General features: G+C 66.6%; 16 protein-coding genes. 12 read left to right on the top strand and 4 right to left on the bottom strand.

Features of this window, described 5'->3' with window-relative positions; all coding sequences use genetic code 11:
- Positions 1–293: 293 nt before the first annotated feature.
- From Q0176_RS08250 to Q0176_RS08215, 8 genes are all read left to right on the top strand, one after another.
- Positions 294–1,397, top strand: a complete 1,104-nt coding sequence (locus Q0176_RS08250; RefSeq protein WP_299301391.1) for a dipeptide epimerase — start codon at positions 294–296, stop codon at positions 1,395–1,397.
- Between the two features lie 89 nt (positions 1,398–1,486).
- Positions 1,487–2,791: a Na+/H+ antiporter NhaC family protein gene (locus Q0176_RS08245; RefSeq protein ID WP_299301388.1), complete on the top strand. Its 1,305-nt coding sequence runs from the start codon at positions 1,487–1,489 to the stop codon at positions 2,789–2,791.
- Positions 2,788–3,588, top strand: a complete 801-nt coding sequence (locus tag Q0176_RS08240) for a serine hydrolase (protein ID WP_299301385.1) — start codon at positions 2,788–2,790, stop codon at positions 3,586–3,588. The genes Q0176_RS08245 and Q0176_RS08240 overlap by 4 nt, the downstream gene beginning before the upstream one ends.
- Before the next feature lie 22 nt (positions 3,589–3,610).
- On the top strand, positions 3,611–4,801 hold the full coding sequence (locus tag Q0176_RS08235) for a DUF819 family protein (protein WP_299301382.1): 1,191 nt from the start codon (positions 3,611–3,613) through the stop codon (positions 4,799–4,801).
- A gap of 59 nt (positions 4,802–4,860) precedes the next feature.
- Positions 4,861–6,174: a C40 family peptidase gene (locus tag Q0176_RS08230; RefSeq protein WP_299301379.1), complete on the top strand. Its 1,314-nt coding sequence runs from the start codon at positions 4,861–4,863 to the stop codon at positions 6,172–6,174.
- A gap of 164 nt (positions 6,175–6,338) precedes the next feature.
- Entirely contained in the window at positions 6,339–6,887 is a 549-nt protein-coding gene (locus tag Q0176_RS08225) for a DJ-1 family glyoxalase III (protein WP_299301376.1), read from the top strand.
- A 40-nt stretch (positions 6,888–6,927) separates the two neighbouring features.
- Positions 6,928–7,209 (top strand): hypothetical protein, encoded by a 282-nt coding sequence (locus Q0176_RS08220; protein ID WP_299301374.1) that lies wholly within the window; start codon positions 6,928–6,930, stop codon positions 7,207–7,209.
- Between the two features lie 219 nt (positions 7,210–7,428).
- On the top strand, positions 7,429–8,709 hold the full coding sequence (locus Q0176_RS08215; protein WP_299301371.1) for an L-serine ammonia-lyase, iron-sulfur-dependent, subunit alpha: 1,281 nt from the start codon (positions 7,429–7,431) through the stop codon (positions 8,707–8,709).
- Positions 8,710–8,756: 47 nt separating this feature from the next.
- On the opposite strand, the gene Q0176_RS08210 is transcribed toward Q0176_RS08215, so the two are convergent.
- Positions 8,757–9,686, bottom strand: coding sequence for a YafY family protein (locus Q0176_RS08210; RefSeq protein WP_299301368.1), 930 nt, complete (start codon positions 9,684–9,686; stop codon positions 8,757–8,759).
- Between the two features lie 177 nt (positions 9,687–9,863).
- Between Q0176_RS08210 and Q0176_RS08205 the strand changes: the two genes are divergently transcribed.
- Positions 9,864–10,298: a pyridoxamine 5'-phosphate oxidase family protein gene (locus Q0176_RS08205; protein WP_299301365.1), complete on the top strand. Its 435-nt coding sequence runs from the start codon at positions 9,864–9,866 to the stop codon at positions 10,296–10,298.
- Positions 10,299–10,326: 28 nt separating this feature from the next.
- Here Q0176_RS08205 and Q0176_RS08200 read toward each other — a convergent pair whose 3' ends face one another.
- From Q0176_RS08200 to Q0176_RS08190, 3 genes are all read right to left on the bottom strand, one after another.
- Positions 10,327–11,199 carry a GNAT family N-acetyltransferase gene (locus Q0176_RS08200; protein ID WP_299301362.1) on the bottom strand — a complete coding sequence of 291 codons (873 nt, stop codon included), beginning with the start codon at positions 11,197–11,199 and terminating at the stop codon, positions 10,327–10,329.
- The gene (locus Q0176_RS08195) at positions 11,190–14,660 is read right to left on the bottom strand and encodes a hypothetical protein (RefSeq protein WP_299301359.1); all 3,471 of its coding nucleotides are present in this window, start codon (positions 14,658–14,660) and stop codon (positions 11,190–11,192) included. Before Q0176_RS08195 ends, Q0176_RS08200 begins: the two co-directional genes overlap by 10 nt.
- Positions 14,661–14,870: 210 nt before the next feature.
- Positions 14,871–15,443 (bottom strand): bifunctional adenosylcobinamide kinase/adenosylcobinamide-phosphate guanylyltransferase, encoded by a 573-nt coding sequence (locus Q0176_RS08190; protein ID WP_299301356.1) that lies wholly within the window; start codon positions 15,441–15,443, stop codon positions 14,871–14,873.
- A gap of 157 nt (positions 15,444–15,600) precedes the next feature.
- Between Q0176_RS08190 and Q0176_RS08185 the strand changes: the two genes are divergently transcribed.
- From Q0176_RS08185 to Q0176_RS08175, 3 genes are read left to right on the top strand one after another with little or no spacing between them, the layout of a single operon-like run.
- Positions 15,601–16,392 carry an adenosylcobinamide-GDP ribazoletransferase gene (locus Q0176_RS08185; protein WP_299301353.1) on the top strand — a complete coding sequence of 264 codons (792 nt, stop codon included), beginning with the start codon at positions 15,601–15,603 and terminating at the stop codon, positions 16,390–16,392.
- Between the two features lie 5 nt (positions 16,393–16,397).
- The gene (locus Q0176_RS08180) at positions 16,398–16,778 is read left to right on the top strand and encodes a bifunctional adenosylcobinamide kinase/adenosylcobinamide-phosphate guanylyltransferase (RefSeq protein WP_299301350.1); all 381 of its coding nucleotides are present in this window, start codon (positions 16,398–16,400) and stop codon (positions 16,776–16,778) included.
- Positions 16,779–16,782: 4 nt separating this feature from the next.
- The gene (locus Q0176_RS08175) at positions 16,783–17,565 is read left to right on the top strand and encodes an HAD family hydrolase (RefSeq protein ID WP_299301347.1); all 783 of its coding nucleotides are present in this window, start codon (positions 16,783–16,785) and stop codon (positions 17,563–17,565) included.
- Positions 17,566–17,891: the final 326 nt, after the last annotated feature.

The raw sequence follows: 17,891 nt of genomic DNA, 5'->3' as shown, positions 1-17,891 counted from the left end.
GTTGGGGACCACCATATACAGCGCGGCTGCATTACCACAGAACGACCAAACAACATCATCTTCATTGACAAAAACTTCTACCTGTGAGATAAATTACTGCATTAAATTTTTGTTGCGAGCCGCTTTCCTCGTCGGCGGAGAGGCCGCCGCCCTCGGCGGGGCTCGGGGAGGGGTATCGTCTTTTTTTTCGTGCATAGGAGCCAAAATCAGCGGGCGAAGGTCTTGTCCACGCGGCAGGACAATAGTCCGTTTTTTGTTTTTCGGAGGAGAATACGCATAGGAGAGGATCGTTCATGAGGATTACCGAGCTGAGGCTGGGCACGCTGTCCATCCCCCTCAAAAAGCCTTTCAAGACCGCGCTCCGCAGCACCGACACCGTGACCACGAACATCGTGGCCCTGGTCTCGGACACGGGGGCCGTCGGCTACGGCGAGGCGCCTCCCACGGCGGCCATTACCGGCGATACCGACGGGTCCATCACCTGCACCCTGGCCACGCGCATCGCCCCAGCCCTGATCGGCCGTGACGTGAGCGAGCTGCAGGACGCCGTCTCGGCTGTCGCGCACTCCGCGGTGGGCAACACCTCGGCCAAGGCGGCCGCGGACATCGCCCTGCACGACCTTTGGGGCAAACTCTGCGGACAGCCCCTCTACCGCCTCTGGGGCGGGACGAAGCGAACCTTTACGACCGACTACACCATCAGCCTGAACGCGCCGGAGGAGATGGCGCGGGACGCTGCCGAGGCCGTGCGGGACGGCTACGACGCCTTGAAGATCAAGGTGGGCATCGACTTCCGCCTGGATATGGAGCGGATCGGGGCCGTGCGGCGTGCCGTGGGGCCCGAGATCCTGCTGCGGGTCGATGCCAATCAGGGATGGACGCCGAAGGAGGCGATACGCACCATCCGGTACATGGAGGACGAGGGGCTGGATATCGAGCTGGTGGAACAGCCGGTGGCCTCTCATGACATCGAGGGGCTGAAGCGGGTGACCGATGCGGTCGAGACGGCGATCCTGGCGGACGAGTCCGTCTACTCCCCCCGGGACGCCCTGCGTCTGATTTCGCTGCGTGCGGCGGATATGCTGAACATCAAGCTGATGAAGAGCGGCGGCCTTTCGGGGGCCCTCACGATCTGCGGGATGGCCGAGTCCGCCGGGATGGAGTGCATGATCGGCGCCATGATGGAGAGCAAGGTCTCCGTGACGGCTGCGGCGCACCTGGCCATGGCGCGCCGGGTCGTGACCAAGTACGACCTCGACCCGCCCATCCTCTGTGCGTCCGATCCCGTGAGGGGAGGGGTGATCTACGACGGCGCCGTCCTCGAATTGAACGATGCCCCGGGCCTGGGCATCGATTCGGTCGAGGGCGTGGCATGGGGAGAGAGCGTCAAGGGATAGGGGCCGATACAAAAGTGAAGTAGCGCATCGGGAACGGAGGGGAGCGCCTCCCGGGGCGTCCCACGACTTTATTTGGGAGGGAATTGTCTATGGAAACTGTGGCGTCGCCGTCCTTGTGGGGCTTGGTGCCCCTGTTGCTTTACATCGCGCTTTGCTTCAGCCGGTTCGGGCAGATCTTCGCCGTCCTCGTCGGGATCGTGTCCGCCGCGATCATCGGCGGGCACGGGATCATGGAGGTCGCGCAGGGCATCAGGGGCGGGCTGGGCTCCTTCCTCGGCTACATCGGGATGATCATCCTCCTGGGGGGCGGGTTGGGGCAGGTTCTGAAACGCACCGGGGTCGTCCATATCCTTGTGACGATGGTGACCAGCAGGATGAAGGTCGATTCCGAGCGCAAGGCCTTTGCCGTCGTGATGATCTGCTCGGTCGTCATCGTCAGCCTTCTGGGCACCATGGCGGGTGGGAACGCGATCCTGGCCCCCATTCTGATCCCGATCGCGGCCTCCGTGGGCGTGACCCCCAACGCGATGGCCGTGCTGCTGCACGGAGCCGGGGCCACGGGGTTGTTCCTCGGGCCCTTTACGCCTCCCATGGTGGCCCTGATGGAGTTCACGGGGCTCTCCTATCCTCAGGTCCTCCTGAACGCGGGGATCCCGGTATCGGTCATCATGTGGGTGACCACGTTCCTCTGGGCCGGTGTGGTGCAGAAAAGATACCGGGGCCGGAACGCCTATGAGGCGGCGGACGGCACGGAGGCCTCGGCGCATCCGGCGGAGCCGCGCGTGGCGTCGAGGGCCGCGGTCGTGTTCCTCGTTTCCATGGTGGTCCTGGTCGTGTACGGCATCCTCATCGAGGGCGGATCGACCTTCGTCCTGCCGATCATGGGGATCACCGCCTTCCTCACCGGCATCGCGGGAGGGCTCGGCGTGACCGAGATCATCGAGTCGGTCTGCGAGGGCGCGAAGAACCTGGTCTGGCTCTTCTTTTTCTTCGTGCTTCTCGATCCCTTCATCAATTTCATCTCCGCCGCCGGGGCCTTCGAGGCCATCTCTCAGATCCTCGCGCCCTACGTTCAGGAGAGCAGCCGCGCCGCTTTCGTCGCCATGACGACGCTGGTGGGCGTCTTCGGCGTCCCCGGGGCCGCCGTGGCCCAGGCCGAGGTGCTGAACAAGATGTTCCTGACCCTGGCGCAGTCGATGAACATCCCCATGACCGTCTGGGTCATCGTGCTGCTGGTGGGCTCGCAGATGACCTCCTTTGCCATTCCTGAGGGCGACATGCAGGGGCAGATGGGACTGGCGCGGTCGGACGACCTGAAATCGGTCCTCTGCAACGGCTGGCTGATCGTCCTCTTCACCACGCTCTATGCGCTGCTGCGGGGGTATCTGCTTTGAGCGCAGCGGGAAGCTGGACGGAGGAGCTGGAACGGTCCTGCCGGGACTTCCCGGGACGGGCCTCGGTCTTCGTCCTGGATACCGCGGGCGGGGAACGGTTCGAGTACGACGCGGACACGCGCCTCCACTCGGCCAGCCTCATCAAGCTCTTTATCCTGTGGCACCTGTTCGAGCGCGCCGATTCCGGGGACCTGGCGCTCTCCGAGGAGGCCGTGCTTTCCCCGGGGGCGGCGGTCGAGGGCGGGGTGCTGCACCGCGCCCTGCCGGGGGCGCGGCTCCGCCTGGACGACTTGGCGCTCCTCATGCTTGCGGTCAGCGACAATACGGCGGCGAACATCCTGATCGACCGCCTGGGGATCGACGCCGTCAACGCCTCGATTCGAAACCTGGGGTGCGCGCACACGGTCCTGGGGAGAAAGATGCTGGACTTCGAAGCGCGCCGGCGGGGGCTCGACAACTACACCTGCGCCCGCGAGACGGGGGAGCTGCTGGTGCGCATGGCGCAGCGCGGCGGCCGCATGCTGGACCTCCTGTCGGTCCAGAAGAACGTGAGCAAATTCGCGTCCGGCATCCCCTTCGACGATGCCGACGACCTGGAGGCCTTCCTGGCACACAAGACGGGGGAGCTTCCGGAACACGAGCACGATGCGGGGATCCTCTTCCACCGCACGGGGCGTCCCATCGTCGCCGTGGCGCTCACCGCCGGCCCGGCCGGCCGGGAGGCGGGCTGCCGCTTCTGCGGACGGGTCGGCAGCATCGTTTACGAACGTTTCGGGGCGGAACGCCTGGCGAGATGAAAAATCTGCGGAGGTGGACGGTATGATTGCGAGCGGTTTCATGTACATCGCGTCCTTGACGCTCTTTGCGGGGATCGTGGCCAGTCTGGAGATGAAGTACAAGGACACGGCCTTCTTCCGGTACATCCCCACGCCGGTCATCCTGTATGTCGGCTGCATGCTCTTCGCGACCTTCGACCTGTGGGCGGCCAACGACGAGGTCAAGATGGCCTACAAGACCGTGCGGGGACACATCATTCCGGCGATGATCTTCGTCATGCTGCTGCGCTGCGACATCCGGAAGATCCTGAGGCTGGGGCCGCGGATGCTCCTGGGGTTCTTCAGCGCGACCTTCACGATCATGGCGGGGTTTGCGGTGATGTTCTACTTCATGAAGGACGGCTTTGCGCCCGAGGCCTGGAAGACCTTCGGGGCCCTTGCCGGAAGCTGGATCGGCGGGACGGCCAACATGGTCGCCATCCAGGGGGCGCTGGGCATCGACGACTCGGCCATGGGCTACACGCTGCTGATCGACAACGTCAACTACTCCATCTGGGTGATACTGCTGCTGGCCACGGTCCCCCTGGCCCATGCGTTCAACCGCTGGACGAAGTCGGACACGCACCTGATCGACGAGCTCGGGACCCAGCTTGCGGCCGACCAGGAGAAGGTGCGGAGCAACATCGAGGCCGCGGATATCGCCCTGCTCTTCGGGCTCGGCTTCATGGCCTCGGCCCTTTCCTCGTCGGCGGCGGCTTCGGCGTCGCCCCGACTCATCGAGATGTTCGGAAAGAACGACTTTCTGTCCGCCAGCACCCTGTCGGTCGTGTTCGCCACGATCCTGGGCATCGTCTGCGCGGCGACGCCCCTGGGGAGGGTGCCGGGCAGCTCCCAGGTCTCCATGTCCATGCTGTACCTGATGATCTGCCTCATAGCCTCGCGCGCCAACTTCAAGGAGCTGACGGATGCCCCGTACTACCTGATGGCGGGGTTTTTCATCCTGGCGGTCCACGCCGTCCTGATGGCGATTCTGGCCAGGATCTTCCGGCTGGACCTCTTCACCTGCGCCACGGCGAGCCTGGCCAATATCGGCGCCGTGGCGTCCGCGCCGCTGGTTGCCGCGGCCTACAAGGAGACGCTCGTCCCCATCGGCGTCCTGATGGCCCTCATGGGCTACGTCTTCGGGACGTTCGGAGGGCTGGCCGTCGCCAAGATGCTCTCCATGATGGTCTGATGGGACCGCGGACGGGATATCGGCTTCAACTTCGCCTTTTGTTAAGGAGGGGGTTTGGAATGAACGGTATGGAAAGGGTTCTCGCCTGTGCGGCGGTGTTCCTTCTGGGCTTTGCGGTGCCGGCACGGGCCACGGGCTGCGGCGGCGACTCCAAGGGCCCGCAGTTCTCCGATCTGCGGGCCGTGGTGATCTCCGCCATGGCGCCGACCCTGTACGACGGGGAGCGGGACGACGAGGCGCTCTACGGCATGATCGCGGAGATCCTGAAGGACAAGGACGAAAAAGGGCTTTACGAGGTTCGGATGCAGTACGGCTACGAGACCCTGATCGAGGAGGGGCACCTCAGGATCGTCTCGAAGAGGGAGGCCGAGGCGTGGCGTGCGTCCGTGACGCATCAGGTGATCGCTCCCTTTGCGGATGTGCTTCCCGGAGCCGCAACCGAGGCCTATCCGCCGGTCATCACCCTGCCGCGCGGGGCGTACCTGAAGATCGGGGCCCCCGACGCCGAGGATCCCCGGTGGGTCGAGGCCGAGCTCTTTGGAGGAACGAAGGGTTGGATTCGCAGTGAGATGGTGCGTCCGGTCCGGAGGTGGGGGAGCTTGGATGAGACGCAGACCCGCGCGAACCTGATCGAGGACGCCCGGCTCTACCTCGGGACGAGCTACCGCTGGGGCGGCAAGACCCCTTACGGCGTGGACTGCTCCGGGTTCACCGCCATGGCGTACATGCTGAACGGACTGGACATCTACCGGAACTCCCAACCCGAGGTCGGGTATCCGATTGCGCTGATGCATCTGGCGGGGACGTCCGACGACCGTTACACGCCGGAGACCCTGGCCCGGGCGAAGCCGGGCGACCTGATCTTCTGGGGCGGGCACGTCGGACTCTATCTGGGGAACGGGAAATACGCCCATGCCAACGGCTCTTCCTACGATACCCGGATCAATTCCCTGCTGCCCGGCGATCCAGACTACCGCGAGGACCTCGCCAGGCCGTCGGCCGTCTACGCGTGGGGTACCGCCTATCCGGAGGAACCCAAGGCGATCGTGGTGAGGGATTTCTACGCGCTTCCCTTCGTCTCCGGGGACGTCACGGGCTATCGCTATTATGTTCGGGCGGACGGTTACACGCCCAATCGGGCTGTCCTCTATCCCGAGGGGAAGGACGGTCCGGCCGTCGAGATCGGCAGTACGCGCCGCATGCTCTACGATTCGCCGAAGTCGACCCATAGGAACGTGCCGACCTATTTCTACGGCGCCTCGGGAAGCTATCGCCCGGCCATCGTACTGGTGAACGACGCCGGCTGGCGTCCCGACGGAAAGACCATCAGCAGCGACCTCGTCGAGATGGCGCAGCCCATCGTGGTGCCGTAGGCGTCCGGCCCCCTCCGGCGAGTGTTGTATACTCTTCTCGAGAGGGGCCGGTTTCCTCGGCCCCTCTCCGTCTTACGGGACGGGGAACCCCACGGCGCGGATTCGAGGGCGCAGCTCCCCGAAAGGGGGGCGACGAAACCTGTTTTTGAGCGAGGTGAAGGATCATGGCGAAGGTTGCGCTGTTTCTGATCGACGGCTTCGAGGAGACGGAGGCCCTGGCGACCGTGGACATCCTGCGGCGCGGGGAGGTGGACGTGACGACGGTCTCCCTGACCGGCAGGGAGAGGGTGATGGGGAAGCATTCCGTCCCCGTCGTCGCGGACGCCCTTTTCGAGGATGCGAAGGACGGGCCGTTCGACATGCTGGTGGTGCCCGGCGGCACGATCGCCTACACCGAGCACGAGGGCCTGCTGGAGCTGGTAAGGCGGTATGATGCCGGACATAAGTTCCTGGCCGCCATCTGCGCGGCCCCGGCGGTGTTCGGCAAGGCGGGGATCCTGTCCGGCAAGCGTGCCGTCTGCTATCCGGGCATGGAGTCCTGGCTGGCGGGGGCTGTCGTCGGCAAGGAGATCGTGGAGACGGACGGCCACATCACGACGGCGAAGGGGCCCGCGACGACCCCGTTTTTCGCACTGCGCCTGCTGGAGCTCCTCAGGGGCAAAGAGGTTGCCGATGAGGTGTCCAAGGCGTTTCTTGTCCCCCTGATCCGCTGAGGATCTCGAATATCATGGCGAAAGGCTGAGGTGGAGAAAGATGACGAACGAGGAGTTTTCCCGTTGCATTCAGGAGGCGGGGGAAAAGGACTTTACGAACTTCCAGTCGGGGATCATCCTGCTGAGCAAGATGCGCCCGATCATGGTCAAGTACGGGCTGAAGACCAAGGAGGAGCAGGACGCCAAGATCCGCGAGGTGGCGGCCTCCGGTCAGATCGCCTCCCCCATGCAGTATTGCCCTGCCGCCGAGGCGGAGGCCAACCTGTATGTGGACGAGCGCGGGGGCAAGTTCGACGCCCTGATGCTGAAGGCCGGTCGCTAGGCGTCCCGAGCGGATGCGTTGGCTGCGGGGAACCTCTTCCGCCGCAGCCTCGGTGTTCGAGCCCGGGACCTTCTCCGTCCCGGGCTCGAACGTTTTGCGGCGAAGCGCGTCCCGTTCGGAGGCGCATCGGGCCGGTCCGGGTGTCGATTCCGGGAAATTGTGAGAGAATAGGCGCAGGACGGATGTAATGTAAAGTGCGATGAAAGGCTGTGAAGGTTCATGTTCACGATTACGGAGTTTCTGCACCAGGAGGTCAGGCCCGCGCTCGGATGTACCGAGCCCGGGGCCGTGGCGCTTGCCGTCGCCAAAGCCTGCGAGCAGCTTGAGGGGCGGGCGGACAAGCTGGATGTCGTCGTCAGCAACAGCATCTACAAGAACGGCATCGCCGTCGGAATCCCGGGCACCGATGGATTGAGGGGGAACGAAATTGCCGCGGCCCTCGCGGTCTTCTGCGGCAAAAGCCGCTACGGCCTGGAGGTCCTGAAGGACGCGACCCCGGAGGACCTGGCGCGGGCCCGCAGCTTCATCGAGGAGGGGCGCCTCGTCCTGAAGCCCAACGGGCGCCCCGGCGTCTACGTGGAGGTCACGGCCTCGCACGGGGAGGAGACGGGAACGGCGATTATCCGGGACTCCCACGCCAACATCACGGAGGTCCGCAGGAACGGGCGTCCCCTTTCTCAGGCCGAGGGGCCCGGCGCGTCGGCATCCGCGGCCGCCCCCGTGGGCCCCGTCGTCGCGCAGACCGACTTCGAATCGCTGACCGCTCTCGCCGACACGCTTTCCCCCTCCGATGTGGACTACATCTGGGAGGGGATCGAGATGAACGAACGCATCTCGCGGCACGGGTTCGAGAACGAGGTCGGATTGGGTTTGGGCCGCGCCGTGCGGGATGCCGCGGGGCCGTGCTACGCCCAGGACCTCGCGGCGAAGATCAAGGCCGTCTCCGCGGCCGCCTCGGACGCGCGCATGGCCGGGGTCTCGATGCCCGTCATGAGCAGCGCCGGGTCCGGCAACCACGGGATCACGGCCATCCTTCCCGTCTACGTCGTCGGGCAGCACTACGGAAAGTCCCGGGAGGAGATCGCGCGCGCCATCGCCTACAGCCACCTGGCCACCAGCTACATCAAGAGCCGGATGGGGCGTCTCAGCCCGGTCTGCGGCTGTGCCGTCGCCGCGGGGGCCGGAGCCGCCGCGGGCATCGTCAAGCTGCTGGGCGGGGACGGGCATCAGGCCAGGAAGGCGATGGAGCTGGTCCTGGGCAACATTGTGGGCATGGTCTGCGACGGGGCCAAGGAGTCCTGCGCCCTCAAGGTCGGTACCGGCGCCGCGGAGGCCTTCTATGCCGCGAAGATCGCGCTCTCCCACGGGGGCATGGAGGTCTCGCAGGGGGTGGTGGACGTCTCGGACTTTGCTGCCACGGTCGTCAACGCCGCCCGGCTCAACGTCGAGGGCATGAAGGACGTGGACGGGACCCTGATCGACATCATATCGTCCCGCTGACGGGAGCGAGCCTCGGCCCTGACGGCGCTTGCCGGCCGGAGCTCCCGTCATGCCCCGTACGTACGGGCCATCTCCCCGGTCCTGCGGCGCATTTCCTCCCTGACGTCGGGTGGGGCGAGGCACTCGCAGCCCGGGCCGAGGCTCAGCAGGAGCGCGTAGCCGAAATCGTCCGCGATGAACGGGAAGGATGCGAGCCAGCGGCCGTCCCCGCAGTCCCGGATGTCCTCGGGGCCGCAATAGTCCAGGAGCCTGTCCCGCAGAGCTTCCTGTACCCTCAGGGTGATGCGGGTCTCCCTGCGCGTCATGGCATCCGAGAAGCCGGAGTGGGACCGGGGGACCTCCCGGAACTCGAAGGCCGCTTCCAGAATCTGCAAACCTGCCATCCGGGCCAGCTTGAAGAGGCGGAAGTCCTCCCTTTCGAGGCAGAAGCCGTGAAGGTACCAGCGCCCCTCCTTCAGGACCAGCCGGTGCGGCTCGACCCTGCGTTCGCTCTCCAGCCCCTTTCGGTCGGAGTAGCGGAATGCCACGAGCCTCCCCTCGTCCATCGCGGTCCTGATTCGCTCCAGCAGCGGGCCTGTCCTGTCCCTTCCCATCCAGGGCGTCGGGTCGATCACGACTTGGCCCGACTTCAGCGCAACCTCCCGGGCCCGGTCCTCCGGGAGCAGGCTCATGATCTTTGCCCGCGCATACGTCCCCTCCGGTCCGCTCATGGCGGCTATGCTGCCGAGCCCCATCAGCAGGGCCGCTATGTCCCGATCCGTAAAGATCTTCCGCTCCACCGCGTACCCTTCCATCAGGCTGAATCCGCCCCCGTTCCCCGGGGACGAGACGATCGGAACTCCGGCCCGGTTGATCGTCTCGAGATCCCTGTAGATCGTCCGCAGCGAGACCTCGAACATCCCGGCAAGCGACTTCGCGCTCACCCTTCTGCGTTCGAGCAGCAGCATGACGATAGCGACCAGCCGGTCCATCTTCATGTCCGCACCCCCTCTCGGGCCCATTGTAATTGTTGACATACCTCTGTCAACGACGTGCCGTAGAATGGTTCCGATTTCAAATCGTTCGCAGGCTTCGTCGTCTTCGTTCGTCTGGCCTGCAAACGGTTTGAAATTGAAATCATCCCGCAGGCGGATGCCAAAACGAGGAGGAAAGAGATGGACAAAAACTGGAGGACGGAGTACGGGCGGATACTGAGCGCCGCGACCGAGATCGCCCTGGCGACCTCGGTGGGCGGGGTCCCCAACGTGAGGATCGTCAACTTCTGCCAGGACCCGAAGTGCCCGGGTGCGATCTATTTCTCCACGGATCGCTCCAACGACAAGGTGGCGGAATTTGCGTCCAACGACAGGATTGCGTTCACGACCATCCCCAGGGACGGCACGGCGCACGTCCGCACCCGCGACGCGACGGTCCGCAGGAGCGGGAGGTCGATCGGCGATATGAAGGCGCTGTTTCTGGAACAGGTTCCAGGGTTCGAGGAGGCGCTCGAGGCGATCGGCGACGCCCTGGACGTCTACGAGATCCGCATCCGCGAGGCCGTCGTCGTCACCGGGTTTGACGCCCCCGGCCGCGTGAAGTTCCCGGACTGAGCGCCGGGCGGACGCCGCGCCGGACGCGTCAGAATACGTCGTCGCTGGCGGAGAATAGGGGGATTTCCCCCAGCGCTCCGAACCCGGCGGCGAGGTAGAAGGGGACGCCCGAGGGCGTCGCCTGGAGCAGGACTTGCCGCTTCCCCCCGCGGCGGACGATCCTCAGGATCTCCGCCATCATGGCGGTCGCCACGCCGCGCCGCCGATACCGCGGCGGTACCGCAAAGTAATAGACGCCGGCAGCGGGCGAGGAGGGGGCCGAGGCCAGGAGAAAGGTCCCCGCGTCCTGCCCCTCGATGCGGGCCGTCACGAGCGTCAGGGTTCCGTCGGCCCGCATCCCGCGGACCAGGACGTGCAGGTTTCCGGGTGCGCCGGGCCCGGCGCCGAAGCCCTGCCACATGGTCTCGGCCCAGCGCTCGGCGCCCGCCTCGTCCAAAACCGGAACGAACGAGGCCTCCGGGACCCCGCCATCGGCGGGTGCGTCCGCGGGACCGACGCACCCGCGGCTCATGGCCAGAAGACGTCCCCTCTCCGGAAGCCCGAACCGCGGGAGGACCCCGCCGCCCTCGGGAAGGGGCCAGATGAAGGGGGCCGCACCCTCCCCGGTCGTCGCGCACTCCCCAAAGAAGCGAAGCGCCGCATGGACCGCCTCCTCGTCCGGGGCTGCGCCGCGGCGAAAAACCCAGTTCTCCGAGGCCGAGTCGGACCCCGTGAAGAGACAGAACCCGCCCCCCGGAAGGTCGACGGACCTGCAGCAGGACAATCCCCTGAGCCGCGTCAGAAAGAACTCCAGGTTGTCCAGGACGGCATCGAACCCCTGCCGCCCCGCCTCCGTTCTCTCCGCCTCTCTCCCCATCGGATTCTCCGGGGAGGGGGCGTTCGGCATCGGCTTTACGGGCACACGCATTCCCCCTCCTCGCACAGGGCGTCCATAAGGGCGGCCTCCTCCGCATCCTCTCCGTTCGGATGACGGTCCAGGACCCTGAGGTTCGCCCCTCCGCCCTCCCGGCGGAACAGGTCGCACAGCCCCCAGGCCAGCGCCAGGGACGCGATGCGCGCCTCACGCTCCGGGAGTTCCCCCGCCGCGTCCCCCTTCAGGATGAGCCCGAAGGACTTCCCCGCCCCCTTTTCCTCCCGAAGGATGCGGAGCGAGGTTTGTCCCCTCGACAGGAGGTCGTTGGCACGCCTCAGGACGGACTCGAAGGCGAGGTCCCGCGCATAGGCCCGCAGCGCGGCGTCCGGTTCCCCCCGGCCGGCGGCGTCCGCAGGGACGCGCCGACGCAGGGCGTCCCCGTATTCCCGATAGAGCCTCTCTCCCTCGTCGTCCGGACCCAGCTCCAGATAAAGGGTCCCGGCCCGCTCCATCAGATCGGCGAGCCCCTTGAGCGGCCTCCCGGCCGCGGACAGGGAACGGCTGCGGAGCTCCTCCTGCGCGAACCGGGCGTCGTCCTGAGAGGCGCCGATCTCGAAGCCGGTCCTCGACAGTTCCCTCATGCGCTCCTGAAGCGTCCTGCGCTTCTCCTCCGGCAGACACGCGGAGAGGTAATCGTCCTCGCTGCGGAACCCCTTGGCGAGCAGGCTCTTGCCGAAGGCGATCTCCTCCCGCTGAAGCAGCTCCCGCCTCGTCGCCTGCACCGTCTCCAGATCGTGCAGGCGGATCATGATCCCGTCCAGGCGGGCGCGGCTCTCGTTGCGGGCCTCCCGGCGCAGATCCAGCTGGCTGCGCAGCTCTCGGACGGACTCCTCCATGCGGCGCTCCTCGGTCTCCGGGTCCTTCGAGGCGAAGAGGACGATGCGCTGCTGCTGCAGGGCGTCCCTTTCCGTCTCGAGGTGTTTGACGAGATCCAGCTTGCCCACGGCCTCGGCCCTGAGCCCGTCCTTTTCCTTCTGAAGGGCCAGAAGGGAGGCCTGCTCCGTACAAAGGGCCCGCTCCAGCCTCTCCTTTTCCTCCGCCCTCCGCTCCCATGCGGCGGAGCGCGTGGTCAGAAGCTCCAGGAGCTGCCCGGGGTTGTCGTCCGGAAGGGTTTTGTAGCCGAAGAGGGAGACCTGGCCGATGAGCTCCCTGCGCACGCTGTTGAAGGACTCCTCGTGGCTCCGGATCTCCTTCTCCAGGCGCTCGGCCTCCCCCTGGCTCTGCTTGAGGCCGGAGAGCGCCTCCTGATGGTAGCGCGTCAGTTCCTCCTGACTGCCCCGGATGCGCTCCAGCGCGTCCTTGGCGGCCATCAGCTCCCGCTCGGCCTGTTCCGCGGCCGTCAGGACGTCGTAGGCCCTCTGCATCTGGTCCCTGGTCCTCTGGCGGACGCGCGCCAGCTCCTCGAGGGGCGAGACGCCGACGCCGAGCTTCAGTCCCAGCGAGGTGACCCCTTCGGTTATCGCGTCGTTCAGCAGGGCGAGTTCCCTTTGAAGCTCCTCCTCGTCCCGGGCGGCGGACAGGATTTTCTCCTCGAGCCCCGCAGCCTGGGTCTGGCGGGCCGCGGCCTCCTCCTTCAGCGCATCGAGCTCCTGCCTCGCGTCGAGAAGCTGCTGCCGCGCCGCGCCCGAGTCCGGAAAGAGCCCCCCCGCATAGGGGTGGGTCAGGGAGCCGCAGAGAGGACAGGGGGACCCGTCCTGAAGAAAGGTGCGCATGTCCTCGTCCAGCGCGTCCACGCGCCGCAGCATCTCCAGGCGCTTTTCAAGCGGGCGCAGGGCCGCCTGCGCCCTCTCGATCCGCGCGGCCCGCTCGGTCTCCTTGATGCCCAGCTCCCTGCGCTCGTTCTCCATCTTCAAACGGCGGTCCAGGAGCTGACGCACCTCCTCCTGAATCTCGCGCTCCCGGTTCAGGTTCGCCGCCAGCCGGTCCATCTCCTGAATGCGCCGTTCGCCCACGGTGCAGATCTCGCGCCATTCCTCCATGGGCTTCCCCTTCAGGCTCGCCCCGAAAAACGCCTGGGCCCTCTCGAAGTTCTTCTCGACGATTCCGAACCGATGCGTGATGTCCGAGAACATCGCCTGCCTGTCGTTCAGCGTGTTCTGGGCGTCCTGCCGTCTCCGCAGGGCGTTGTCGTAGCTCTCCCTCAGCGCCTGACGGTTCTCCTGCGAGCGAGAGAACAGGCCGAAGCACTTGCGTATGCCCTCGAGGGCAGGGGCGAGCTTCTCGTCGGCCGCGTTGATCTGAAGGTACTTGCGCGCCTCCCGGAGCGAGACCCCGGTCTTCTCCAGTGCGGCCTGCTCCTGTTCCGCCCGCACGGAGACGGCGCTCAGCCTCGTCTCCAGGGCCTGGAGCTGCGCGCGTGCCTCCTTGACGGCGTTCTGGCGTTCCTGGCTCTGCTGATCCAGCTCCCGGACCGTCCGCACCGTATCCGTCAGCCTTTTTTGCGCGACGATGCGGTCCCGGAGGGTCACCTCCGCCAGGCAGAACGCCTCCTCGGCGGTCTGCGCCTCATCGCGGCAGCGGTTCATGTCGGCGCTGAGGCTCAGCTGCTCCAGCCTGTCCCGTTCCTGTTCCTTGCGCATCAGGGAGAGCGTATGGTAGGCATCTCCAAGCTCCAGGGCCTGGCGGGCCTGGTCCAGCCGTCGCCGGTCCGGGGCGAAGAGCGCCATCTCCTTCTCCCACTCCGCCCTTCTCCGGTCCAGGTCCTGGAGGTCCCGCTCCGCTTGCGCGAGCCCCTCCCCCTCGGAGGGGGCCGAGACGCTCCGCGGCCGTTCCCTTCCTCTGTCGGCCAGTTCCCGCAGGACCGAGGACAGCTCACGCCTCAGGTCCTCCGTTTCCCCTGCCGCCGGGGTTGGGCTCCGGGCCTCGCCCCGGGCCGTCCGCTCCGCTTTTTCCGCCCTGAACTTTTCGTAGGCCAGGGACTCGGTGCGGGGGTAAAGACCGTCCCCGAACAGGACATCCAGCATCGGGGCTCGGGTCTCGGGCTCCGTCCTCAGGAGGGCGGAAAAGGCGTCCCGCCTCAGCAGGGCCGAACGCAGAAACGCCTCGAAGGAGAGCCCCGTGACCTCCTCGATCGGCTCGGACGCGTCCCGCTCCTTCGTCCCCTCCTCGATCCGGCGGAGGGTCCTCCGTGCGGGCACGACCCCCTCCCCGCCGCGGCTCAGGGTACAGGCAGCCCGGTATCGGACGGGGCGGCCTCCCTCATCCCCGGCCTCGAAGACGGCCTCGACCTCACATTCCTCTTTTTCTCCTTCCTCGCCGTCGAGCGGGGAGGGGGTCCCCACGGGGCGGGGGACGCCGCGCCCATACAGGGCGAGGCAGAGCGCTTCGAGCAGCGCCGCCCCGCTTCCGAACGCCCCGGAGGAAAGGACCCCGGAGCCGGAGAGGTCGAGGGTTCGTTCCTCCGGGGGGGTGCCGTCGCAGATCATTTTTATTTGAAGGATACGCATCATCAGGAACTTGAGCCCCTTCCCGGAAAAACAGCGATTGAATCGCTCGAGTCCATGGAGTCCCAAACGGAAGCGCTGATTGAAACAAAAACGCATGCCTTGCCAAGGAAAAGATGCAGAACATCTGCAGGCAAAAATCTCCCGCGCTTCTTCAGCCGGCCTCCTCCGCCGTTACGCCAACATTATAACGTAATGCCGCGCGCGGCCTTTCCCTCAGATCCCCGACAAGGCCCCCGGCAAAATTCCCGGCATGGCGCCCCTGGCCAGCCTGGGAAGCCCGAAGGCGCATTCCACGGCGGCGTCGGCCTCCTTCGCCAGGAGGACGTGGAGCGCGCCCAGGACGCGGAGGTACGCGTCGGTCCCCGCATCGTGGCGTATGCCGTCGCAGAACGCGTCGTTCGACACGATCAGCAGGTTGGCCGTGCGGTCCCGCAGCATCAGGGCCGTGCTGTGGATCTTCCCGGCGGTCCTCTCCGCTTCCTCGATGCCTCCGTCCTCGCCGAAGAGCTCGTTGGCCGTCCAGTTGCCCAGGCACTCCAGCAGGACCGTCGCGTCCCGCGGCAGCGAGGGAAGGACGCCCTCCAGGTCCCGGGGGCGCTCGAGCGTCGAGAAGCCGCGCCCCTGCCGCGCCGTTTGGTGGAGCTCGACGCGGCAGCGCATCTCGTTGTCGAGGACGCACGCCGTGGCCAGGTAGACGCGCGGTCCCGACGGGGAGAGCGCCATCGCGGCCCGCTCGGCCCACTCGCTCTTTCCGCTGCGTACCGCTCCCGAGACAAAGACGAACATTTTGTTGTCAGCGTTCCTCCTTATTTTGATCCCACTTTTTCCAGCAGATCTTAATATTGTTTTAAGTTTCACGTGTACAATGACGTTATCCGTTTTTTGGTATGGGGTCAAGGGGGCGCTGTCCCCTTGCGGGGTGCAGGGGCAGCGCCCCTGCGTAATGAGCAAGAAGAAGGAGGCGCGGATCATCGATATGATACGGTCTTTTCTGATCGCCTGCTCCTTTCTGACGGTACTGCCCGTGCCGAGGCCGGACTGGACGGAGCGGAACACGCGTTTTTTCAGCCTCGCGCTTCCCCTGGTGGGGTTTGTGCTCGCCGCGGCGTGGCTTGCGGCCTTCCTCCTTTTGTCGTGCTGGGACGTGACGCCCCTCCTGAGGGGCGTCCTCATGGGGCTTGTCGTCCTTGCCGTCACGGGGGGGCTCCACAGGGACGGACTCATGGATTCCTGCGACGCCATCTTCTCCCGCAGGGACCGGGAGACGCGCCTGAGAATCCTGTCGGACCCCCATTCCGGCGCGTTCGCCGTGACGGGCTGCGTCGCCGTCTCGCTCCTGCAGAGCGCCGTCTTCGCGGAACTCTTCGCCCGTCCGGTGGGCGTGACGCCGCTGGGCCTCCTGGCCGCGATCCCCGTCTGGTCGCGCCTGGGGCTTGGCCTGCTGCTGAACGCGCTTCCGTTCGCCAGGGACGACGGGCTGGCCCGTGCGCTGGGTGCGGCGAGGACGCCGCGCCACACCGCTGTCCTCATCCTCGGAGCCGGGGCGTTCGCCGCGGCTCTCGCGGGGCTCGAGGGCGTGCGCGCACTGGTCCTCCCCGCCGTCTGGCTCGCCGTCCTGCTGCTCTGGGGACGCTGCTGCACGAGGGGGTTCGGCGGTATTGCGGGGGATCTGCTGGGCGCGTTCGCGGAGCTCTCGGAGACGGCGATGCTCCTGGCCCTGGCCGCCCTGAGGTGACGGCGATGCACCTGATCCTCGGGGGGCGGTACATGGGCAAGCGGGCCTGTGCCGAATCGCTCTACGGGCCCTTCGCCGCCCTCTGCGACCTGAGCCGCGACGAGCCCGAGTCCATGACGGACGCGGCGGTCGTGATCAACCTTCAGGACGGCGTCCGTACCCTGCTGCTGCGCGGCTCCGACGTGCGGGCGTTTTTTGAGGCGCGCATGGAGCGCCTGAGGCGGTGCGTCCTGATCGGCGACGAGATCGGGGGCGGCATCGTCCCCATGGACCCGTTCGAGCGGCGCTGGCGGGACGAGACGGGGTTTCTGTACCAGTTCCTGGCGCGGGAGGCGGAGACCGTCGACCGGGTCTGGGCGGGGATCCCCGTTCGGATGAAGGGGTGATGGCATGGGGCGCAGGTACGTGTTCTTCGATATCGACGGCACCCTGGTAAGCTACGCGGGGGGAACCGGCCACATTCCCGACGCCACGCGCAGGGCCGTGGAGCTGCTGCGGCGGAACGGGCACGTCCCGGCCATCGCGACGGCCCGGGGAGCCTTTCTGGCCCGCGGGGTGGCCGAAGAGCTGGGCATCGGGCTCCTCGTCTGCTGCTGCGGCGCCCACATCCTGAACGGCACGGAGGTCCTGAGCGCGGTATGGCTCCCCGAAGGGGCGCTCCGCCGCCTGCGCGGGACGGTGTCGGAGGGGTTCGTCCGTTCCGCGGCGCTCGACGACCGCTGCGTCTACATGGACGACGAGGACGAGGCCGTCAGGGACTACCTCGACGGGCAGGCGGGATACCCCTGCATCCGGCCCGTGGCGGAGCTGCGCCGAGCGTTCCTGATGTACTCCTTCTCGCCCGATCCCTCCGCGTCCCCGCTCTTCCGGGAACCGATCGAGGGCGTCGTGCTCGACCGCACGCAGCATTTCATCGAGGCGCGTCCGGCCGGGACCTCGAAGTGGAGGGGCATCCTGGAGGCCGCGCGCCGTCTCGGGTTCGCTCCCGGCGACGTCGTCGCGTTCGGCGACGGGGCCAACGATGCGGAGATGCTGCGCGGCGCGTCCGTCGGGGTCGCGGTGGGGGGCGCCCCGGACGCGGTCAAGGCCGCGGCCGACCTCGTGACGGACGACATCGATGCGGGAGGGATCCTGAGGGCCTGCGCCGAGCTGGGACTGACCGACGGGGCGTAGGCCGGGGAAGCCGTGTTGGGACGCGTTGAGCCTCGGGTGTGGCACCATGGCGGTTCGAGACGAAGGACATCATGAGAATGCGGTTGATGTGCGGGGAATAACCGCGGCCGATGTCTCGACAAAGCTGTCGCGGCCTTTGGGGGAGACCGGAAGGACGCGAAGAAAAGCGATTCCGATAGCCGGGGGATTCGCATATCATGGAGGCGAGAGGCCGATGGAGACGTTTACGGAGGTCAAAAGCCTTGGGCCGTGCAGTGAGGAGGCCAAGGCGGCGCTGACCGACGAGGTGATGCTGTCGCTGTGGTACGGCGGCTTGAACAGGATTT

This window comes from uncultured Fretibacterium sp., from assembly GCF_938040765.1.
Lineage (GTDB): Bacteria > Synergistota > Synergistia > Synergistales > Aminobacteriaceae > CAJPSE01.
Note: the sequence above shows the minus strand (reverse complement) of the source record. Positions and strands in the feature narration are given on the sequence as shown.

What these genes read in the sequence shown, in the direction of transcription:
- Q0176_RS08250 (WP_299301391.1), top strand. Translation starts at nt 294, where the DNA reads ATGAGGATTACCGAGCTGAGGCTGGGCACGCTGTCCATCCCCCTCAAA.
- Q0176_RS08245 (WP_299301388.1), top strand. Translation starts at nt 1,487, where the DNA reads ATGGAAACTGTGGCGTCGCCGTCCTTGTGGGGCTTGGTGCCCCTGTTG.
- Q0176_RS08235 (WP_299301382.1), top strand. Translation starts at nt 3,611, where the DNA reads ATGATTGCGAGCGGTTTCATGTACATCGCGTCCTTGACGCTCTTTGCG.
- Q0176_RS08230 (WP_299301379.1), top strand. Translation starts at nt 4,861, where the DNA reads ATGAACGGTATGGAAAGGGTTCTCGCCTGTGCGGCGGTGTTCCTTCTG.
- Q0176_RS08225 (WP_299301376.1), top strand. Translation starts at nt 6,339, where the DNA reads ATGGCGAAGGTTGCGCTGTTTCTGATCGACGGCTTCGAGGAGACGGAG.
- Q0176_RS08220 (WP_299301374.1), top strand. Translation starts at nt 6,928, where the DNA reads ATGACGAACGAGGAGTTTTCCCGTTGCATTCAGGAGGCGGGGGAAAAG.
- Q0176_RS08215 (WP_299301371.1), top strand. Translation starts at nt 7,429, where the DNA reads ATGTTCACGATTACGGAGTTTCTGCACCAGGAGGTCAGGCCCGCGCTC.
- Q0176_RS08210 (WP_299301368.1), bottom strand. Translation starts at nt 9,686, where the DNA reads ATGAAGATGGACCGGCTGGTCGCTATCGTCATGCTGCTGCTCGAACGC.
- Q0176_RS08205 (WP_299301365.1), top strand. Translation starts at nt 9,864, where the DNA reads ATGGACAAAAACTGGAGGACGGAGTACGGGCGGATACTGAGCGCCGCG.
- Q0176_RS08195 (WP_299301359.1), bottom strand. Translation starts at nt 14,660, where the DNA reads ATGATGCGTATCCTTCAAATAAAAATGATCTGCGACGGCACCCCCCCG.
- Q0176_RS08190 (WP_299301356.1), bottom strand. Translation starts at nt 15,443, where the DNA reads ATGTTCGTCTTTGTCTCGGGAGCGGTACGCAGCGGAAAGAGCGAGTGG.
- Q0176_RS08185 (WP_299301353.1), top strand. Translation starts at nt 15,601, where the DNA reads ATGAGCAAGAAGAAGGAGGCGCGGATCATCGATATGATACGGTCTTTT.
- Q0176_RS08180 (WP_299301350.1), top strand. Translation starts at nt 16,398, where the DNA reads ATGCACCTGATCCTCGGGGGGCGGTACATGGGCAAGCGGGCCTGTGCC.
- Q0176_RS08175 (WP_299301347.1), top strand. Translation starts at nt 16,783, where the DNA reads ATGGGGCGCAGGTACGTGTTCTTCGATATCGACGGCACCCTGGTAAGC.